Origin of the sequence: Arthrobacter caoxuetaonis (assembly GCF_023921125.1) — a bacterium.
GTDB lineage: Bacteria > Actinomycetota > Actinomycetes > Actinomycetales > Micrococcaceae > Arthrobacter_B > Arthrobacter_B caoxuetaonis.
Genome location: NZ_CP099466.1, coordinates 1,387,721 through 1,406,501 on the forward strand (window position 1 = coordinate 1,387,721; position 18,781 = coordinate 1,406,501).

Sequence of the window (18,781 nt, forward strand, 5' to 3'; positions counted from 1 at the left end):
GCACACTGGCTGTAATCTAATTCACACATTCCCCATCTGCAAGGATGCAGTCAAACTATGACCTGCCTCGTTCGCTGGGGTGTTAGGGAGTCCGATCGCCCGCAAGCCTCCGTCCGTGACTGGGACGAACGCGCATCCTGACGGGTCCGGCGCTACGCTGGGCGCATGACTGAGCAGACCAACGCCGAACTGCTGGCCGCCATCAGCACCGCAGCACAAGAACTTGCACGGCATTTGCCCCCGCTCTCCGACGAGCAGGTAGCAGCGCCGTCGCGCCTGCCGGGGTGGAGCCGCGGGCATGTCCTGGCCCATGTCGCCGGGGTGAGCACAGCCATGGCCCGCCAGGTCGAGTTCGCTGCCCGCGGGGAAACCGTCGAACTGTACGACGGCGGCGTGGACGGCCGGAACCAGGCCATCGAACGCGGCGCCCTGCGCTCGGCCGCTGAGCACCGTGCGGTCCTGGCCCGGGAAATCGGCCAGGCCATTGAGCGCTTCACGGCCCTCGACGACGCCGGCTGGAGCGCCGCCATTTCCTACCGCGGCGGCGTCGTGCGGGATGGAGCGGAAGCCCTGTGGCGCGAACTGGTGATCCATCTCAGCGACCTGGACATCGGCGTCGACGCGGATGCCTGGCCTCCGGCATTCTCGGACCACCTTTTTGGCTTTCTTTCTGCCCGCGTCCCTGACGGCCTGCGCCTGAGGCTGCAGCCCCTCGGGCACATCCCGCGGACCATCGGCAACGGGCCCCGCACCGTGGCGGTCAACGGAATGGCGACCGACATCGCCGCGTGGCTGGCAGGACGGCATCCCAGCCTGGGCAGCCTCCGTGCTGATGCGGACGCCGACGGCGTTGCGCTTCCGGTGCTGCTGCCATGGCCGTCCGCAATGAGCCCGCAGTAGGGGCGGGCCTTCCAGAGCAAGCGCGTCCAGCCTAGGGTTGATAGTGCGATAATCCGCGTCTACGGAAGGCCGGCCATGGCTGACTCAGCAACACCGTCCAGTGATTCCGGGAATGATGTCTCCGCCGTTCCGCAGGGACGGATCGAAAAGGTCACCGACGGCTGGGCCGTGGCCTTCGATAAGCAGTTCGACTATCCCACTGCCCACATTTGGGATGTGCTCACCAACCCCCGCAAGGTGGAACAGTGGCTGGGATCCGTAACGCCCGGCTGGGAGCTGGGCAAGGAATACACCCTCGACATGGGCAACGGAACCGCCTCGGGCACCGTCCTGCAGCTGACCCCCCGGTCCAGCCTGCAGATCTCCTGGGACGATGAACTCGGTGAAGAGTCCGTGCTGGAATGGCAGGTCCTGGAGTCCGACGGCGGTGCACTCCTGACGTTCCGCTCACGCACCGACACCGCCGATTTCCTCGCCGAGGGAAGCGCCGGATGGGAGGGGATACACGACGCCTTCGCGGCCGTGGCCGCCGGCGGAGCCCCGGATCCGGAACCCCCGGGGCAGTGGCGGTCCCTGCGCGATGCCTACAGCCGTGACTTCCGTATCTCCCCGACCATGGGTGTCCTGGAAGAAACACCGGAAGGCCGGACCATCTATTTCGAACGCTGGTACGACGCCCCCGCAGATGATCTGGGTGCCGCTCTCGAGAGCTCCAGCGGCAACCTGCGCATGGGCGAAGGCGCGGAAATCACCGCCGTTGACGAGGACGGTTTTGGAAAGCTGCGCATCACACAGCGGCTCGAAGGCGGTACGTCCCAGGACGCCGCCGCCCTCATGGCCGCTTGGCATCTGGCGCTCGATTCCGCAGCGGTCCGTCTGGAAGGCGGAACCCCGCACCCGAACTCGCACCGGCTGCGCGCCCTTGAAGCTCTCTATCGATCAATGGTCTGAGTCCGGCAGCCGAAAACCGGCCGGTTTTTTGGCCCGGGGGTCCCGCTTGCTACGGTCGAGGCATGAATCTCCCGGACCCGCGCACGCGCCTTGCCGTTCCGGCCACGGAGGCAGCTCCGTGGCTCCTGGGAGCCGTGCTGCATCATGAAGCCGACGACGGCGCCGTGGCCGTCCGGATCACCGAAGTCGAGGCCTATCTGGGGGAGGCGGACCCGGGATCGCATGCCTTCCGCGGCCAATCCGCCCGTAACGCCACCATGTTTGGTCCCGCCGGGCATCTCTACGTCTACTTCACCTACGGCATGCACTACTGCGCCAACGTTGTCTGCGGGGATGAAGGCACGGCCACCGGACTGCTGTTGCGGGCAGGGGAAATCGTTGAGGGACACGGGATTGCCCGGAAGCGCCGCAACGAACCGAAGACGGACCTGGACCTGGCCCGCGGTCCCGCACGGCTTGCGCAGGCCCTGGGCATTGACCGGGCCCTGAACGGGGCCGACGTTTTTGCCGCGCCGCTGCGGCTGGAACTTCCTGCCCAACCAGTGGATCCTGCGCGGATCTCCCGCGGTCCGAGGGTAGGGGTCAGCGGTGAGGGCGGGGGAGAGGCCTACCCGTGGCGCTTCTGGTTCACCGGGGAACCCACGGTCTCCAAATACCGTCCTGCTGTGCCGCGTCGGCGGCCGGCGGGCGCCACCGCCAAGACGGCCTGAACCGGCTTCCCTGTGACCAGCAGCGCAGCCCCGGACGGGCACCGGGCAGGGTAACCGGGGCCGGGGCCCGGTAAGGTGGATGGGTGAAAGACGAAGCTTCAGCACCCCTGGCCGGCTCAGCAAGACCGGCCGAATCCATCCTCGAGACCATTGACCGCCTCTGCGCGGTGGTCCCGAACTACCCGACGCCGGGGGTGACGTTCCGCGACCTGACTCCGGTCTTCGCTGACGGGCCGGCACTGCGGGGCATGGTCGACGCCCTGCTGGCCGACTTCGAGGGAACCTTCGACTACGTGGCCGGCGTCGAAGCCCGCGGATTCCTGCTGGCCGCTGCCGCAGCCTACGCCTCCGGACATGGTGTCATCACCGTCCGCAAGCCCGGTAAACTGCCGCGCCCGACGTACAACGAGGCGTACTCCATGGAGTACGGCACCAACAGCCTCGAAGTGCACATCGGCGACATTCCGCACGGTTCCCGGGTCCTGGTCCTGGACGATGTGCTGGCGACCGGCGGTACCCTGGGCGCCACCGCCAGGCTCATCGAACGTGCCGGCTCCAGCGTTGCCGGCATCGGCGTCGTACTTGAACTGGACGGCCTTGGCGGGCGGGAAAACCTGGCCGGTTACAAGGTCCGTTCCCTGCGCACGTACTAGTCTTTTGGGTGCCGGCGGCGCGCCGTCTGGCCGCTCTATGGACAGGGCATGGAAAATGTGCCGATGCGGGGTAAGATTGACGGTCTGCCTTTGCGAGAGGGAACGCGAACATGCCTGAAACGTCTTCGGCCCATGAGGAGCTCGAAAACGAGCGCCAATATGTGGCCGGCCTGTACCACCGCCTGGATGAACTGCGCGAGGAAAAAAGCGAGCAGCTGGCCCAGGTCCGCCGCAGCCACTCCGCCGGTTCGCACCAGAACCGGTCTGAACGCGATGCCTTCGCAACCATGTACGAGGACCGCCTCGCACAGTTGAATGCTGTCGATGACCGGCTGGTTTTCGGACGCCTGGACCTCGACGACGGCGAGACCCGCTACATCGGCAGGATCGGCCTCTCCACTGCCGATCTTCAGCGGCTGATGGTCGACTGGCGCGCCCCCGAAGCCGGCACCTTCTACCAGGCCACGGCCTTTGAACGACAAGGTGTGCGGCGCCGCCGGCACCTGATGCTCAAGGGGCGTGACGTCGAAGGCCTTGAAGACGACGTGCTGGATTACTCCATGCTGGAGGACGGCGAAAATCTCCAGGGCGAAGGCGCCCTCCTGGCGGCACTGAACTCCAAGCGCACGGGCCAGATGTCCGACATCGTCGGCACCATCCAGGCCGAGCAGGACCGGATCATCCGCGCTCCGCTGCCCGGCACGCTGGTCGTGCAGGGCGGCCCGGGCACCGGCAAGACAGCCGTCGCCCTGCACCGTGCTGCTTACCTGCTCTACACGCACCGCGAACGGCTGAAGTCTGCCGGCGTCCTGCTCGTCGGCCCGTCCAACGCCTTCATCCGGTACATCGAACGCGTACTGCCGTCCCTGGGCGAGACCGGCGTCGTCATGGCCAGCCTCGGACAGCTGATGCCCGGTATCACCGCCTCAGGCGAGGACACAGCAGCGGCAGCGGAGGTCAAAGGCAGGCTGTCGATGGCCGACGTCGTCGCCCGGGCCGTGGCGAACCGCCAGCGCATCCTGGCCGAACCGCGGCGCCTCAACGTTGACGGCACCATGATCACTCTCACGCCCAAGCAGGTGGCACGGGCCCGGGACCGGGCGCGCGCCACCGGCAAACCCCACAACGAAGCCCGCGTGACCTTCGTGAAGATCCTGCTGCGCGAGCTCACCGACCAGATGACCGAAGTCCTCGAAGAGTCGGCCGGAGCAGGCAACAGCACTGACCGGGCCTACCTGGCTGAAGATGTGCGCAGCGCCCGGGACGTGCGGGTTGCCCTGAACCTGTGCTGGATGCCGCTCACCCCGGAGAAGCTCATCACCGAGCTGTTCAGCAAGCCCGGGCACCTGGAAATGGCCGCTCCCGAGCTCACGGATGCCGAACGTGCGCTGCTGATGCGCAGCCCTTCCGCGCCCTGGACCGAAGCCGACATTCCCCTTCTCGACGAGGCGGCGGAACTGCTGGGTGACCTCGACGCCTCCGCCGGCCGCGACAGCGCCGCCCTGGAGGAGGCCCGGAAGCGGGACCTCGCCAACGCCGAGCGTGCCATCGAGAACACCGAGGGCTTCCTTGAAGACTCCGGTGCGCACGGCATCCTTTCCGCTGAAGACCTGGCGAACCACAACATGGCGACGGAACAGCGGCTCACCGCTGCTGACCGCGCCGCCGTCGACCGTACGTGGGCCTTCGGGCACGTCGTGGTGGACGAGGCGCAGGAACTCTCCGCGATGCAGTGGCGCCTGCTGATGCGCCGCTGCCCGCTGAAATCGTTCACCGTGGTCGGCGATATTGCCCAGACTTCCTCCGCGGCCGGGGCAACGTCCTGGCAGCGGGCCCTGGAACCGTTTGTGGGGGAGCGCTGGACCCTGGAGGAACTGACGGTCAACTACCGTACCCCGGCCCAGATCGCCGAAGCCGCGGTTCGGATGGCCAATGCGGCCGGCCTGGTGGTGTCGGCGCCCAAGGCCGTGCGTGAGGGCCAATGGGCGCCGTTCCTGGACACCGTGCCGGAGGGCACCCTGGTGGACAGGCTGATGCAGACACTCCCGGAGGACCTGGAAGCAATTGAGGGAGGCCTTCTGGCCGTCATCACGGAGGAACACCGGCTGACCGAGGTCCGCCGGGCTGTTACGGCCGTGTACGGGAACCGTGTCGGGACGGGCGCCGGGGGACTGTCGCAGGACATCGTCGTCATCTCGCCCCGCGAGGCAAAGGGACTCGAGTTCGACGGCGTCGTCATCCTTGAGCCGTCCGAACTGCTGACCGCAGCGGCCGGCAAGGTGGGGGATCTGTACGTTGCCATGACCAGGCCCACACAGAGGTTGCGTCTTATAGCGGAGCACGGCATCCCCGCGGGCATCGACGGCACCGAATCCTGATAATTTAGAAGGCGTGCCACAGAATACCGAGACCTCCGAGGGCCTAGTTGCCCAGCAGAACGATCCGACCTTTGCCAACATCTGGCAGGAACTGAAGTGGAGAGGGCTGATTAAGCTCTCCACCGATGAGACGGAACTGGAAAAACTCCTCAGCGGAGACCCGGTCACGTATTACTGCGGCTTCGATCCCACGGCGCCGAGCCTGCACCTGGGCAACCTGGTCCAGCTGCTGACTATGCGCCGCCTGCAGCTGGCCGGGCACCGTCCGCTTGCGCTCGTCGGCGGCTCCACCGGTTTGGTCGGAGATCCGCGCCCGACGGCGGAACGCACCATGAATACCAAGGAAACGGTCGCAGAATGGGTTGGCTACCTGCAGGGACAGGTCCAGCGCTTCCTCAGCTTTGAGGGCGACAACGCAGCCCGCATGGTGAACAACCTGGACTGGACCGCTCCGATGAGCGCCCTGGACTTCCTCCGGGAAATCGGCAAGCACTTCAGGGTCGGAACCATGATCAAGAAGGAAATCGTCGCCTCCCGCCTGAACTCCGATGAAGGCATCAGCTACGCCGAGTTCAGCTACCAGGTGCTGCAGGGCATGGACTACCTCCAGCTCTTCCGCGATTACGACTGTGTGCTGCAGACCGGCGGCTCCGACCAGTGGGGAAACCTCACGTCCGGCACCGAACTGGTGCGCAAGGTGGAGGGCGCCGGCGTCCACGCCCTGGGTACGCCGCTCATTACCAATTCGGACGGCACCAAGTTCGGCAAGAGCGAGGGCAACGCCATCTGGCTGGATCCCACCATGACCAGCCCTTACGCCATGTTCCAGTTCTGGCTGAACACCGCCGACGCCGATGTGATCGACCGCCTCAAGGTCTTCACCTTCCGCACCCGGGAGGAAATCTCAGAACTTGAGCGCTCCGTGCAGGAAGCACCGCACAAGCGCGAGGCGCAGCGGGCCCTTGCCTACGACGTGACCTCGCTGGTCCACGGCACCGGCGCGACCGACAAGGTGATTGCCGCTTCTGCTGCGCTCTTCGGGCAGGGCGAGCTGGAGTCCCTGGACGAAGCCACGCTCACCGCCGCCACAGCGGAACTGCCCCGTGCAGAAGTAGGATCCGGCAGCCTGGGGATCATCGACCTGCTGGTAGCCACGCAGCTTTCCAAGACAAACTCCGATGCGCGCCGCACCATTACCGAAGGCGGGGCGTACGTGAATAACCGCAAGGTCACCGAGATCGACGCCGTGATCGGCACCGATCAGCTGCTGCACGGCAAGTACCTGCTGCTGCGCCGCGGCAAGCGGACCCTGGCCACCGTGGTGGTCACGGACTAAACCACTGCAGTCGGCGGAAGGCCGGTCCCACGGGGCCGGCCTTCCGCCGTTTTGCCGTACTTGGGCGTGTTGCGGGCAGTGCAGGAGATCACAGGGATCCCGGCTTGCATGGGTCACCGGAGGTGTGCAAAGATAAATGAGTCGCCGCGGCCGGGACGCTCCGCTGAGAAGCAGGAGCGCCGAGCATGGCGGCAAAAATCCAACCGACACAGAGGCTTGCTTCGAGGCATTGGCTGAGAAAATAAGCTCTCGTTTGGCGTGGAATCATCACTCTGTTTCATGCAGATTTCGGAGATATTCCGGATTTGCTAAAAGCTGATCGATGAAATAGAATTATGAAACACCGCAGCGGTGCGAAAAGAAAAAGAATCAGCCGGAAACGGAAATGGTTTTTCTGAGTAGGCCGGATGCGCCTGTTGTTTGAGAACTCAATAGTGTGCCAAGTTTATTGATACCAATTATTTTGATTGGTTGAACTGGCTGTTCGGCCCACCCCGTGGGCTGGAGCAGCTTTTTTAGCTGGTTTCGAATTTAGTGCATGACTGTGCAGCCAATATTCCTTGGCTCCGGTTGTGTGTCTGTAACACATTTACGGAGAGTTTGATCCTGGCTCAGGATGAACGCTGGCGGCGTGCTTAACACATGCAAGTCGAACGATGACTTCTGTGCTTGCACAGAATGATTAGTGGCGAACGGGTGAGTAACACGTGAGTAACCTGCCCTTAACTTCGGGATAAGCCTGGGAAACCGGGTCTAATACCGGATACGACCATCTGGCGCATGCCATGGTGGTGGAAAGCTTTATGCGGTTTTGGATGGACTCGCGGCCTATCAGCTTGTTGGTTGGGGTAATGGCCCACCAAGGCGACGACGGGTAGCCGGCCTGAGAGGGTGACCGGCCACACTGGGACTGAGACACGGCCCAGACTCCTACGGGAGGCAGCAGTGGGGAATATTGCACAATGGGCGGAAGCCTGATGCAGCGACGCCGCGTGAGGGATGACGGCCTTCGGGTTGTAAACCTCTTTCAGCAGGGAAGAAGCGAAAGTGACGGTACCTGCAGAAGAAGCGCCGGCTAACTACGTGCCAGCAGCCGCGGTAATACGTAGGGCGCAAGCGTTATCCGGAATTATTGGGCGTAAAGAGCTCGTAGGCGGTTTGTCGCGTCTGCTGTGAAAGCCCGGGGCTCAACCCCGGGTCTGCAGTGGGTACGGGCAGACTAGAGTGATGTAGGGGAGACTGGAATTCCTGGTGTAGCGGTGAAATGCGCAGATATCAGGAGGAACACCGATGGCGAAGGCAGGTCTCTGGGCATTAACTGACGCTGAGGAGCGAAAGCATGGGGAGCGAACAGGATTAGATACCCTGGTAGTCCATGCCGTAAACGTTGGGCACTAGGTGTGGGGGACATTCCACGTTTTCCGCGCCGTAGCTAACGCATTAAGTGCCCCGCCTGGGGAGTACGGCCGCAAGGCTAAAACTCAAAGGAATTGACGGGGGCCCGCACAAGCGGCGGAGCATGCGGATTAATTCGATGCAACGCGAAGAACCTTACCAAGGCTTGACATGAACCGGAAAGGCCTGGAAACAGGTCCCCCACTTGTGGTCGGTTTACAGGTGGTGCATGGTTGTCGTCAGCTCGTGTCGTGAGATGTTGGGTTAAGTCCCGCAACGAGCGCAACCCTCGTTCTATGTTGCCAGCGCGTTATGGCGGGGACTCATAGGAGACTGCCGGGGTCAACTCGGAGGAAGGTGGGGACGACGTCAAATCATCATGCCCCTTATGTCTTGGGCTTCACGCATGCTACAATGGCCGGTACAAAGGGTTGCGATACTGTGAGGTGGAGCTAATCCCAAAAAGCCGGTCTCAGTTCGGATTGAGGTCTGCAACTCGACCTCATGAAGTTGGAGTCGCTAGTAATCGCAGATCAGCAACGCTGCGGTGAATACGTTCCCGGGCCTTGTACACACCGCCCGTCAAGTCACGAAAGTTGGTAACACCCGAAGCCGGTGGCCTAACCCCTTGTGGGAGGGAGCCGTCGAAGGTGGGACCGGCGATTGGGACTAAGTCGTAACAAGGTAGCCGTACCGGAAGGTGCGGCTGGATCACCTCCTTTCTAAGGAGCACCTCAAAGTGGCAGGTCCTTCCACAGTGTTGGATGTGTGCTTTGCAGGAGATGCCCATGTCGGAGACATATGTTCTCCGGTGGGTGCTCAAGGGTGGAATATCAATAAATAGGTTCTTCCGGGTTCTGTCCGGCTGGTGAGTACGCCTCCTTCTGGGGGTTGGAAAGCATGGCCGGTCGGGTTGCCCGGTGGGTATCGTTTGGCACACTGTTGGGTCCTGAGGCAACAGGATCTGTTGTTTCTGGTTTTCCTGCGCATGCCGGATGCCGGGCTGTGGGTTTCCCCTTGCGGGGTGCCTGGTCTGGTGGATGGGTGTGACGGGGTTGTTGTTTGAGAACTACATAGTGGACGCGAGCATCTTAAAAATTATTAAGTGCAATTTCAGAAAAACCTGGTGACCGGTCTTGTACTGGTAACCGTGGTTTTCTCGATAGCGATATTAATTATTGATCTTTGTGGTCAAGTTTTTAAGGGCACACGGTGGATGCCTTGGCATCAGGAGCCGAAGAAGGACGTAGGAATCTGCGATAAGCCTGGGGGAGTTGATAACCGAGCGTTGATCCCAGGATGTCCGAATGGGGAAACCCCGCCCGGCGCGCGAGTGACCGGGTGACCCGCATCTGAACACATAGGGTGCGTGGAGGGAACGCGGGGAAGTGAAACATCTCAGTACCCGCAGGAAGAGAAAACAACAGTGATTCCGTTAGTAGTGGCGAGCGAACGCGGAAGAGGCTAAACCAGTGGTGTGTGATAGCCGGCGGGCGTTGCATCACTGGGGTTGCGGGACTTTCCGTATCAGTTCTGCCGGACTGGTGAAGTGAGTGCAGGTGCATAGGTGAACTGGTTTGAAAGCCAGGCCGTAGAGGGTGTTAGCCCCGTAACCGGAATGTATGCTGCCGCTTGGAGAGGATCCCAAGTAGCACGGGGCCCGAGAAATCCCGTGCGAATCTGCCAGGACCACCTGGTAAGCCTAAATACTCCCTGATGACCGATAGCGGACAAGTACCGTGAGGGAAAGGTGAAAAGTACCCCGGGAGGGGAGTGAAATAGTACCTGAAACCGTGTGCCTACAAACCGTTGGAGCAGCCTTGTTGCTGTGACAGCGTGCCTTTTGAAGAATGAGCCTGCGAGTTAGTGTTACGTCGCGAGGTTAACCCGTGTGGGGAAGCCGTAGCGAAAGCGAGTCTGAATAGGGCGAGTGAGTGGCGTGATCTAGACCCGAAGCGGAGTGATCTACCCATGGCCAGGTTGAAGCGACGGTAAGACGTCGTGGAGGACCGAACCCACTTCAGTTGAAAATGGAGGGGATGAGCTGTGGGTAGGGGTGAAAGGCCAATCAAACTCCGTGATAGCTGGTTCTCCCCGAAATGCATTTAGGTGCAGCGTTGCGTGTTTCTTGCCGGAGGTAGAGCTACTGGATGGCCGATGGGCCCTACAAGGTTACTGACGTCAGCCAAACTCCGAATGCCGGTAAGTGAGAGCGCAGCAGTGAGACTGTGGGGGATAAGCTTCATAGTCGAGAGGGAAACAGCCCAGACCACCAACTAAGGCCCCTAAGCGTGTGCTAAGTGGGAAAGGATGTGGAGTTGCCCAGACAACCAGGAGGTTGGCTTAGAAGCAGCCACCCTTGAAAGAGTGCGTAATAGCTCACTGGTCAAGTGATTCCGCGCCGACAATGTAGCGGGGCTCAAGTACACCGCCGAAGTTGTGGATTTCAGATTATTGGTAAGCCTTCGTGGTTCAGCCGTCTGGAGTGGTAGGGGAGCGTCGTGTGGGCAGTGAAGCTGCGGTGTAAACCAGTGGTGGAGCCTACACGAGTGAGAATGCAGGCATGAGTAGCGAAAGACGGGTGAGAAACCCGTCCGCCGAATGATCAAGGGTTCCAGGGTCAAGCTAATCTGCCCTGGGTAAGTCGGGACCTAAGGCGAGGCCGACAGGCGTAGTCGATGGACAACGGGTTGATATTCCCGTACCGGCGAAAAACCGCCCATACCAAGCGGGGGATACTAACCGCCCGAAACCTGCCCGTGCACCCTTGTGGTGTTCCGGGTTTTGGTGGAGCGCGGGACCGTAACCTGGGAGGTAAGCGTATTAACAGGTGTGACGCAGGAAGGTAGCCGGGCCGGGCGATGGTTGTCCTGGTCTAAGGATGTAGGGTCAGTGATTGGCAAATCCGTCACTGTGTCTTTGATGACGCACCTGAGATCTGATGGGACCCCCGTATGGGGGAATCCGGTGATCCTATGCTGCCTAGAAAAGCATCGGCGCGAGGTTTTAGCCGCCCGTACCCCAAACCGACACAGGTGATCAGGTAGAGAATACTAAGGCGATCGAGAGAATTATGGTTAAGGAACTCGGCAAAATGCCCCCGTAACTTCGGGAGAAGGGGGGCCTGCCCCGTGATGGAAACTTGCTTTCCGGAGCGGGTGTGGGCCGCAGAGACCAGGGGGAAGCGACTGTTTACTAAAAACACAGGTCCGTGCGAAGTCGCAAGACGATGTATACGGACTGACTCCTGCCCGGTGCTGGAAGGTTAAGAGGACCGGTTAGCCCTTACGGGCGAAGCTGGGAATTTAAGCCCCAGTAAACGGCGGTGGTAACTATAACCATCCTAAGGTAGCGAAATTCCTTGTCGGGTAAGTTCCGACCTGCACGAATGGAGTAACGACTTCCCCGCTGTCTCAACCATAAACTCGGCGAAATTGCAGTACGAGTAAAGATGCTCGTTACGCGCAGCAGGACGGAAAGACCCCGAGACCTTTACTATAGTTTGGTATTGGTGTTCGGTGTGGCTTGTGTAGGATAGGTGGGAGACTGTGAGACCCGGACGCCAGTTCGGGTGGAGTCATCGTTGAAATACCACTCTGGTCATACTGGATATCTAACTTCGGCCCGTAATCCGGGTCAGGGACAGTGCCTGATGGGTAGTTTAACTGGGGCGGTTGCCTCCTAAAGAGTAACGGAGGCGCCCAAAGGTTCCCTCAGCCTGGTTGGCAATCAGGTGTCGAGTGTAAGTGCACAAGGGAGCTTGACTGTGAGAGAGACATCTCAAGCAGGGACGAAAGTCGGGACTAGTGATCCGGCGGTACATTGTGGAATGGCCGTCGCTCAACGGATAAAAGGTACCTCGGGGATAACAGGCTGATCTTGCCCAAGAGTCCATATCGACGGCATGGTTTGGCACCTCGATGTCGGCTCGTCGCATCCTGGGGCTGGAGTAGGTCCCAAGGGTTGGGCTGTTCGCCCATTAAAGCGGTACGCGAGCTGGGTTTAGAACGTCGTGAGACAGTTCGGTCCCTATCCGCTGCGCGCGCAGGAAATTTGAGAAGGGCTGTCCTTAGTACGAGAGGACCGGGACGGACGAACCTCTGGTGTGTCAGTTGTACTGCCAAGTGCATCGCTGATTAGCTACGTTCGGATGGGATAACCGCTGAAAGCATCTAAGCGGGAAGCCTGCTTCGAGATGAGATTTCCATACACCTTGTGTGTGAGAGGCCCCCAGCCAGACCACTGGGTTGATAGGCCGGATGTGGAAGCGGGGACTAAAGACCCGTGAAGCTGACCGGTACTAATAGGCCGATAACTTACACCACACCAACACCTGGGGAAACACGACTTCAAACGGTTTCCCAACGTACAGGGTGTTGTGATCATGCTGCTTGCGTCCACTATGTGGTTCCCAACCAACAACCCGCCAGGGTTGTTCTGGTTGCAGGAACTAATTGAATACACGGTTATCGTGTAATCCACTGATTTACCCGCCATACCACCGGACTCGGTCCGGGTGGGTGTGTGCCGGGTTGGTAGGGTTACGGCGGTCATTGCGCGGGGGAAACGCCCGGTCCCATTCCGAACCCGGAAGCTAAGACCCGCAGCGCCGATGGTACTGCACCTGGGAGGGTGTGGGAGAGTAGGTCACCGCCGGACAACCATTAGAACCCCCCCTGGGGGTTCCGGGCTACGGGCCCCGCACTAGGTGCGGGGCCCGACCTGTTTAACCCAACCTGTTTAACCCGACCTGTTTAACCCGACCGGATTGAACCCGCCCAAACCCGGGCTGCCGGCTACCGGGCGTGCCGGCCTGGCCGAAGGGCCGGGTTCCGGGGGTGCCGGAGCGCCGGCTGACGGCTGGACCGCCGGGCCGAATTGGCCGCCGGACGTGACCGGTGTGCAATATCACCGGTGCGCAAATCACGCGGCATGGCGGGAGCCGCGAGGCGTGTTGGACAGTTCCCGGTGTTGCCCCGATGACCTCGCGGCCGGGGCTGGAGGCTGCACCGGAATGGGGCGGTGCGGCGAGTGCGCAAAATCACCGGCACGGGCCGGGGCGGGCATTACATGCAGGCCCCCTCAGGGTGCTCGACAGGTTCCAATTCCCCGTAACTCCCGTGGTCGGAGTGACCTCGTGGCGATACACAGCCAGCAACTGCGGCCGGGAAACCCGGTCTCCGGACACCACCGCAGCACCACTCCCGCCCGAAGCACCCCGCATTGTGCCGTTGTGCCGCGGCGTGCGTGGCTCAGGCTCTGAGCATCTTGCAGGGGCTGCCCCCAGGGTAAACGCTGCCTCCCGGGGGTACAGGCACTGCACTGTGGGCAAAGTCACTGCGTCCCGGCAAAACGCTGCACTTTGGGGAAACACTGCACTTTGGGTCCGGAAACACTGCGCTCGGGGATTTCGCTGCACCCTGTGGCATGGTTTCACTGCGTTGCGGGACAAACCGGTCGTTTTGGGAAAATCCGGATACGGCGCCGTGCAGCAAATTCCCCCAGCAAACGAATCAGCCCAAAACGCAGCAAAACCGGTCAGGTCGCATGACCTGCCGTTTATGGCGTACACCACCATCCGAGACGCTCGGTGCCAGCCAAACCGCCGTGCTTGGCGGACAGCTTCCCAAGGGGCGCACCGCATCTGCGCCGTTCCCGTGCGGTGCCCTCCGGCAGGGCGGAGGTCTCGCTCTGGATTCGCGGCAATCCGTGTTCTTGAGTATCCGCAGCAGTTTGAATGGAGGCGAAACATCCACATGTGCGAGCACGTCGAAGGTGTGAGTTTCGCGCCGATAAGGGATGGCCGCTCATGATGTCCTTCTAATGCCAGGACTCGACGGCATCTCGATGGTTGGAGGACCTTGATCGCCGCCCATAGTGGCAAGATTCACCCCGCTCGTCCCGTTGGGTGGTGCCTGGCGGACGGGAGCTTCTCCGTGCTGCCCTAGAATTGAGGAGGACCCTATAGGTCCCCACGACTTTCGCAGGTGGATCCTGCGCCTATCTACACATACATAGTGACGAGCGACTGCATACATTCCGTTGGTCGGCTCACGACGAGAGGAACTCAGCATGTCCGAGCAGAACAACCGGGAAGAGCGAGACAGCCAGGGACGCCCCAAGGCTAACGATCGCAAACCCCCGCAGCGCAAGTCCTATTCAGACCGCCAGGCTTCCGCCGGCCGTCCTGCTCGTGATGGCGAGCGTAAGCCCTTCAGCAAGGAAGGCGGCGACCGTAAGCCGTTTGCCGATCGTGGCGACCGTAAGCCGTTTGGTGATCGTCCGGCGCGTGAGGGGGATCGTCGGCCGTTCAGTGGTGGTCGCGATGACCGTAAGCCGTTTGGTGATCGTCCCGCCCGCGACGGTGAGCGTAAGCCGTTCAATAGCGATCGTGGCGACCGTAAGCCGTTTGGTGATCGTCCGGCGCGTGAGGGGGATCGTCGGCCGTTCAGTGGTGGTCGCGATGACCGTAAGCCGTTTGGTGATCGTCCCGCCCGCGACGGTGAGCGTAAGCCGTTCAATAGCGATCGTGGCGACCGTAAGCCGTTTGGTGATCGTCCGGCGCGTGAGGGGGATCGTCGGCCGTTCAGTGGTGGTCGCGATGAGCGTAAGCCGTTTGGTGATCGTCCCGCTCGCGACGGTGAGCGTCGTTCCTTCGGTGGCGAGCGGGGTGAGCGTAAGCCGTTTGGTGATCGTCCGGCGCGTGAGGGGGATCGTCGGCCGTTCAGTGGTGGTCGCGATGAGCGTAAGCCGTTTGGTGATCGTCCCGCTCGCGACGGTGAGCGTCGTTCCTTCGGTGGCGAGCGGGGTGAGCGTAAGCCGTTTGGTGATCGTCCGGCGCGTGAGGGGGATCGTCGGCCGTTCAGTGGTGGTCGCGATGAGCGTAAGCCGTTTGGTGATCGTCCCGCTCGCGACGGTGAGCGTCGTTCCTTTGGTGGCGAGCGGGGTGAGCGTAAGCCGTTTGGTGATCGTCCGGCTCGCGAGGGGGACCGTCGGCCGTTCAGCGGTGGTCGCGATGAGCGTAAGCCGTTTGGTGATCGTCCCGCTCGCGACGGTGAGCGTCGTTCCTTTGGTGGCGAGCGTGGTGAGCGTAAGCCGTTTGGTGATCGTCCGTCCCGTGATGGTGATCGTAAGCCGTTCAGCAGTGACCGGGGAGACCGTAAGCCGTTTGGTGATCGTCCGTCCCGCGACGGAGAGCGTAAGCCGTTCCGGAAGGATTCCGAACGGCGTCCGTCGTCGGACCGGCCGTTCCGCAAGGATGACAGGCCGCAGCGCCGCACCGGCGATGACGCACCGGTCACGGAACGCAAGCACAATGCGCGCGACCTGCGCAGCGCCAACCGCGCAGACCGTGAGCGGTCTCCAGAGATCGACGATGACGTCACGGGCCAGGAGCTGGACAAGGTTACCCGCGCCCAGCTGCGTAACCTCGAAGAAGTCAACGGCGAATGGGTCTCCAAGCACCTGGTCATGGCTGGCCGCCTGATCGATGCAGACCCCGAGCTGGCTTTCCAGCACGCCCTCGCAGCCAGCCGCCGCGGCGGACGCATGGCAGCTGTCCGTGAAGCCGTAGCCCTGACGGCGTACGCCGCCGGCGAGTTCGGCGACGCACTGCGCGAGTTCCGCACGCACCGGCGGATCAGCGGCTCCAACGAGTACCTGGCCATGATGGCCGACTGCGAACGCGGTCTGGGCCGTCCGGACCGGGCACTGGACCTGCTGCGTTCCGAAGAGGTTGCCGAGCTCGACAACGCTGTGAAGGTCGACGTCGCGATTGTGGCCTCAGGTGCCCGGATGGACATGGAGCAGTTCGACGCCGCCGTGTCCGCCCTCGAGATCCCGCAGCTCGACAAGAACCGTGCCTTCTCCTACAGCCCGCGCCTCTTCCGTGCCTACGCCGATGCCCTTGAGCTGGCCGGCCGCGGCAAGGAAGCTGAGACCTGGCGCCGGCAGGCCGTCGTCGCCGAAAGCGCGCTTGGCGTTGGAGACTTCGCTGAACCGGAAATCATGGACCTCGGTGAAGACGACGAAGCTCCGGCAAAGCCGCGCTTCCGCCGGGACAACGACGCCAGCGCAGACAACGCCGGCCAGGCCGCAGCAGAGGACCGCAGCGCCAACTACGCCCAGGCACCCGAGGCAGCCTCGGCAGAGCAGGACCTTGACGGCGAGTCCGATGACGATGCCCTGCCCAGCGACGAACGCGAAGCACTGCTGGGTGCCGAGGAAGCCGAGCCGGATTCCGAAGATGCCGACGCCGAAGCATCCGAGTCAGACACAGCGGAGGAAGCCGCCGCGGAGCGCAATGACTAAGCCGCTCGTCGGCAGCTTCGACGCGGTCTTCGCTGACCTCGACGGCGTTCTCTACGCAGGTCCGCATGCCATCCCCGGCGCACCGGAAGCCCTCCAGGGGCTTGAGGCGGCCGGGGTGCAGCTGGCGTACATCACCAACAACGCATCCAGGTCATCGGCCACGGTGGCTGAGCACCTGCGGGAGCTGGGCGCTCCGGCAACGGCCGGGAATGTCTTCGGGTCCGCGCAGGCCGGCGCGGAACTTCTGGCGGGACTCGTCCCGGCAGGCAGCCGCGTCCTGGTGACGGGCAGCCAGACGCTGACCGACCAGGTCCGGGCCCAAGGGCTGGAGCCGGTTCCCTCAGCTGAGGACCAGCCGGCGGCCGTGATCCAGGGATTCGACCCCGGACTGGGCTGGAAGGATCTTGCCGAAGCGGCCTTCGCCGTTGCGGCAGGAGCCGTCTGGGTGGCTACGAACACCGATCTTTCGATTCCGCAGGCCCGCGGGATCGCTCCCGGAAACGGCACTCTCGTCGCAGCTGTCGCTGCGGCGACGGGCCGGGCTCCGGTAGTCGCCGGTAAGCCCGAAGCACCCCTGTTCACGACGGCGGCACGGCACCTGGGCGTCGAGCGCCCCCTGGTGGTGGGCGACCGGCTGGACACAGACATCCTGGGCGGCACCAACGCCGGCTATGCGACGGCGCTGGTACTGACCGGCGTGGACAGCCCCGCCACGGCCCTCGCGGCACGCACCGCTGAACGTCCGGACTTCCTCATTCCCAACCTTGGTGCGCTCTATGAGCCGTACCCAAGCGTGCAGCGCACCGACGGGGGTTTCGGCTGCGGTACCGCGCTGGCAACTGTTTCCGGCGGGACGGTGGAGATCACGGCTCCCGAGGGAGACCTGGACGGATGGCGCGCCGCCTGCGCGGCGTGGTGGGACGCCAACCCCGAAGTCACGGCAGCCGCTTCCCCCGAAGTCCGCTGGGTTGTCGGTGCCGGAAGCTAGGGTTTGAGCGTGGAAGAAATCAACGGAGACAACCCTGCGGTTCCGCAGACAGGGGACCCCGGCGTCGATGCCGTTCTCGCTGCGCTCGGCAAGGTGGCAGACATGCCTGTTTCAGAGCACGCCGCCCTGTACAGCACGCTTCACGACGGTCTGCTGGCTGCGCTGAACGACGACGCCGCCGGACTGCCCGGGATCACAAGCCCCGTTCCCGGCATCCCGCAGTCCATGAAGCCGGGCCTGCCCACCAAGCCCGCCTCTCCGGAAGCAGGCTAGCGGTGGCCCGGCTGGACCAGGAGCTGGTAACCCGGGGGCTGGCCCGCTCCCGTACCCATGCTGGAAAGCTCATCGCCGGAGGACGCGTCCTGCGCGCCGGAAGCGTGCTCACCAAGGCTTCAACGCCAATCCAGCCGGAGGATCCGCTGCAGGTGACGGACGACGGCGGCCCGGACTATGTCAGCCGTGCCGGCCACAAGCTCGCCGGTGCACTGGCGGCCTTTCCGGCCGTCAATCCTGCCGGACTGCGCTGCCTGGACGCCGGTGCCTCGACAGGCGGGTTCACGGATGTGCTGCTGCGGGCAGGCGCCCGTGAGGTCGCCGCCGTCGATGTCGGTCACGGCCAGTTGGTTGATTCCCTCCGGTCAGATCCCCGCGTGCGCGTCTTTGAGGGTATGAACGTGCGCTATTTCACCCCCGGGGACATTGGCGGGCAGGTGGACCTGACGGTCGCCGACCTCAGCTTCATCTCGCTCTCCATGGTCATCGTGCCCCTCGCCGCAGCCACCGCGCCCGGCGGAAGCCTGCTGCTGATGGTCAAACCCCAGTTCGAGGTCGGACGGGAGCTGCTGAACCGCACCGGCGTCGTCACCGATCCCGCCAGGCACCGTCTGGCCGTGGACCGCGTCACTGACGCGGCAGTGGCCGCCGGACTGGAAATATCCGGAATCGCCCGCAGTCCATTGCCCGGCCAGAACGGGAATGTGGAATTCTTTATGTGGATGCGCGTTCCCGCAGGGACCATCCCGGACGCCGGGGAACGCTCGGCGGCGGCAACGGCTCTGGTCAACCGGCTATTCGATGCGCCCGCTGCGTTTGCGGACGCACCGGGTGGCGTATAAGACTGACGGACGGCTACACACGGCTTCCTTCACAGGGGCAGAAGA

Annotated in this window: 11 protein-coding genes and 3 rRNA genes; 13 read left to right on the forward strand and 1 reads right to left on the reverse strand. The window is 62.9% G+C overall.

What is annotated here, in order from left to right; genetic code table 11:
* The first annotated feature begins 165 nt into the window (after positions 1-165).
* From NF551_RS06310 to rrf, 9 genes are all read left to right on the forward strand, one after another.
* A complete protein-coding gene (locus NF551_RS06310) occupies positions 166-900 on the forward strand; it encodes a maleylpyruvate isomerase family mycothiol-dependent enzyme (protein WP_227894749.1) in 735 nt (244 codons plus the stop codon).
* A 75-nt stretch (positions 901-975) separates the two neighbouring features.
* Positions 976-1,851, forward strand: a complete 876-nt coding sequence (locus tag NF551_RS06315; protein ID WP_227894748.1) for an SRPBCC domain-containing protein — start codon at positions 976-978, stop codon at positions 1,849-1,851.
* 62 nt (positions 1,852-1,913) lie between these two features.
* On the forward strand, positions 1,914-2,561 hold the full coding sequence (locus NF551_RS06320) for a DNA-3-methyladenine glycosylase (protein ID WP_227894747.1): 648 nt from the start codon (positions 1,914-1,916) through the stop codon (positions 2,559-2,561).
* Between the two features lie 107 nt (positions 2,562-2,668).
* Positions 2,669-3,214: an adenine phosphoribosyltransferase gene (locus tag NF551_RS06325; protein ID WP_227895317.1), complete on the forward strand. Its 546-nt coding sequence runs from the start codon at positions 2,669-2,671 to the stop codon at positions 3,212-3,214.
* A gap of 110 nt (positions 3,215-3,324) precedes the next feature.
* Positions 3,325-5,592, forward strand: a complete 2,268-nt coding sequence (locus NF551_RS06330; protein ID WP_227894746.1) for a UvrD-helicase domain-containing protein — start codon at positions 3,325-3,327, stop codon at positions 5,590-5,592.
* 13 nt (positions 5,593-5,605) lie between these two features.
* Positions 5,606-6,928 (forward strand): tyrosine--tRNA ligase, encoded by a 1,323-nt coding sequence (tyrS, locus tag NF551_RS06335; RefSeq protein WP_227894745.1) that lies wholly within the window; start codon positions 5,606-5,608, stop codon positions 6,926-6,928.
* Positions 6,929-7,516: 588 nt separating this feature from the next.
* Positions 7,517-9,045: ribosomal RNA gene (locus NF551_RS06340) — 16S ribosomal RNA — on the forward strand.
* 467 nt (positions 9,046-9,512) lie between these two features.
* A 23S ribosomal RNA gene (locus tag NF551_RS06345) occupies positions 9,513-12,648 on the forward strand.
* A gap of 217 nt (positions 12,649-12,865) precedes the next feature.
* A 5S ribosomal RNA gene (gene rrf / locus NF551_RS06350) occupies positions 12,866-12,982 on the forward strand.
* The 16S, 23S and 5S rRNA genes sit together here, the layout of an rRNA operon.
* Positions 12,983-14,482: 1,500 nt before the next feature.
* Here the strand turns inward: rrf and NF551_RS06355 are convergent.
* Positions 14,483-15,787, reverse strand: a complete 1,305-nt coding sequence (locus NF551_RS06355; RefSeq protein WP_252604988.1) for a hypothetical protein — start codon at positions 15,785-15,787, stop codon at positions 14,483-14,485.
* A 6-nt stretch (positions 15,788-15,793) separates the two neighbouring features.
* Here NF551_RS06355 and NF551_RS06360 point away from each other — a divergent pair, with 6 nt between their 5' ends.
* Genes NF551_RS06360 through NF551_RS06375 form a run of 4 tightly spaced genes read left to right on the forward strand, consistent with a single transcriptional unit; the run spans position 15,794 to position 18,736 of the window.
* The gene (locus NF551_RS06360) at positions 15,794-16,633 is read left to right on the forward strand and encodes a tetratricopeptide repeat protein (RefSeq protein ID WP_227897223.1); all 840 of its coding nucleotides are present in this window, start codon (positions 15,794-15,796) and stop codon (positions 16,631-16,633) included.
* Complete coding sequence (locus NF551_RS06365; RefSeq protein ID WP_227897222.1) at positions 16,626-17,621, forward strand: HAD-IIA family hydrolase; 996 nt, start codon at positions 16,626-16,628, stop codon at positions 17,619-17,621. The genes NF551_RS06360 and NF551_RS06365 overlap by 8 nt, the downstream gene beginning before the upstream one ends.
* A gap of 9 nt (positions 17,622-17,630) precedes the next feature.
* Positions 17,631-17,894, forward strand: coding sequence for a hypothetical protein (locus NF551_RS06370; protein WP_227897221.1), 264 nt, complete (start codon positions 17,631-17,633; stop codon positions 17,892-17,894).
* Positions 17,895-17,896: 2 nt separating this feature from the next.
* The gene (locus tag NF551_RS06375) at positions 17,897-18,736 is read left to right on the forward strand and encodes a TlyA family RNA methyltransferase (protein WP_227897220.1); all 840 of its coding nucleotides are present in this window, start codon (positions 17,897-17,899) and stop codon (positions 18,734-18,736) included.
* Positions 18,737-18,781 lie beyond the last annotated feature (45 nt).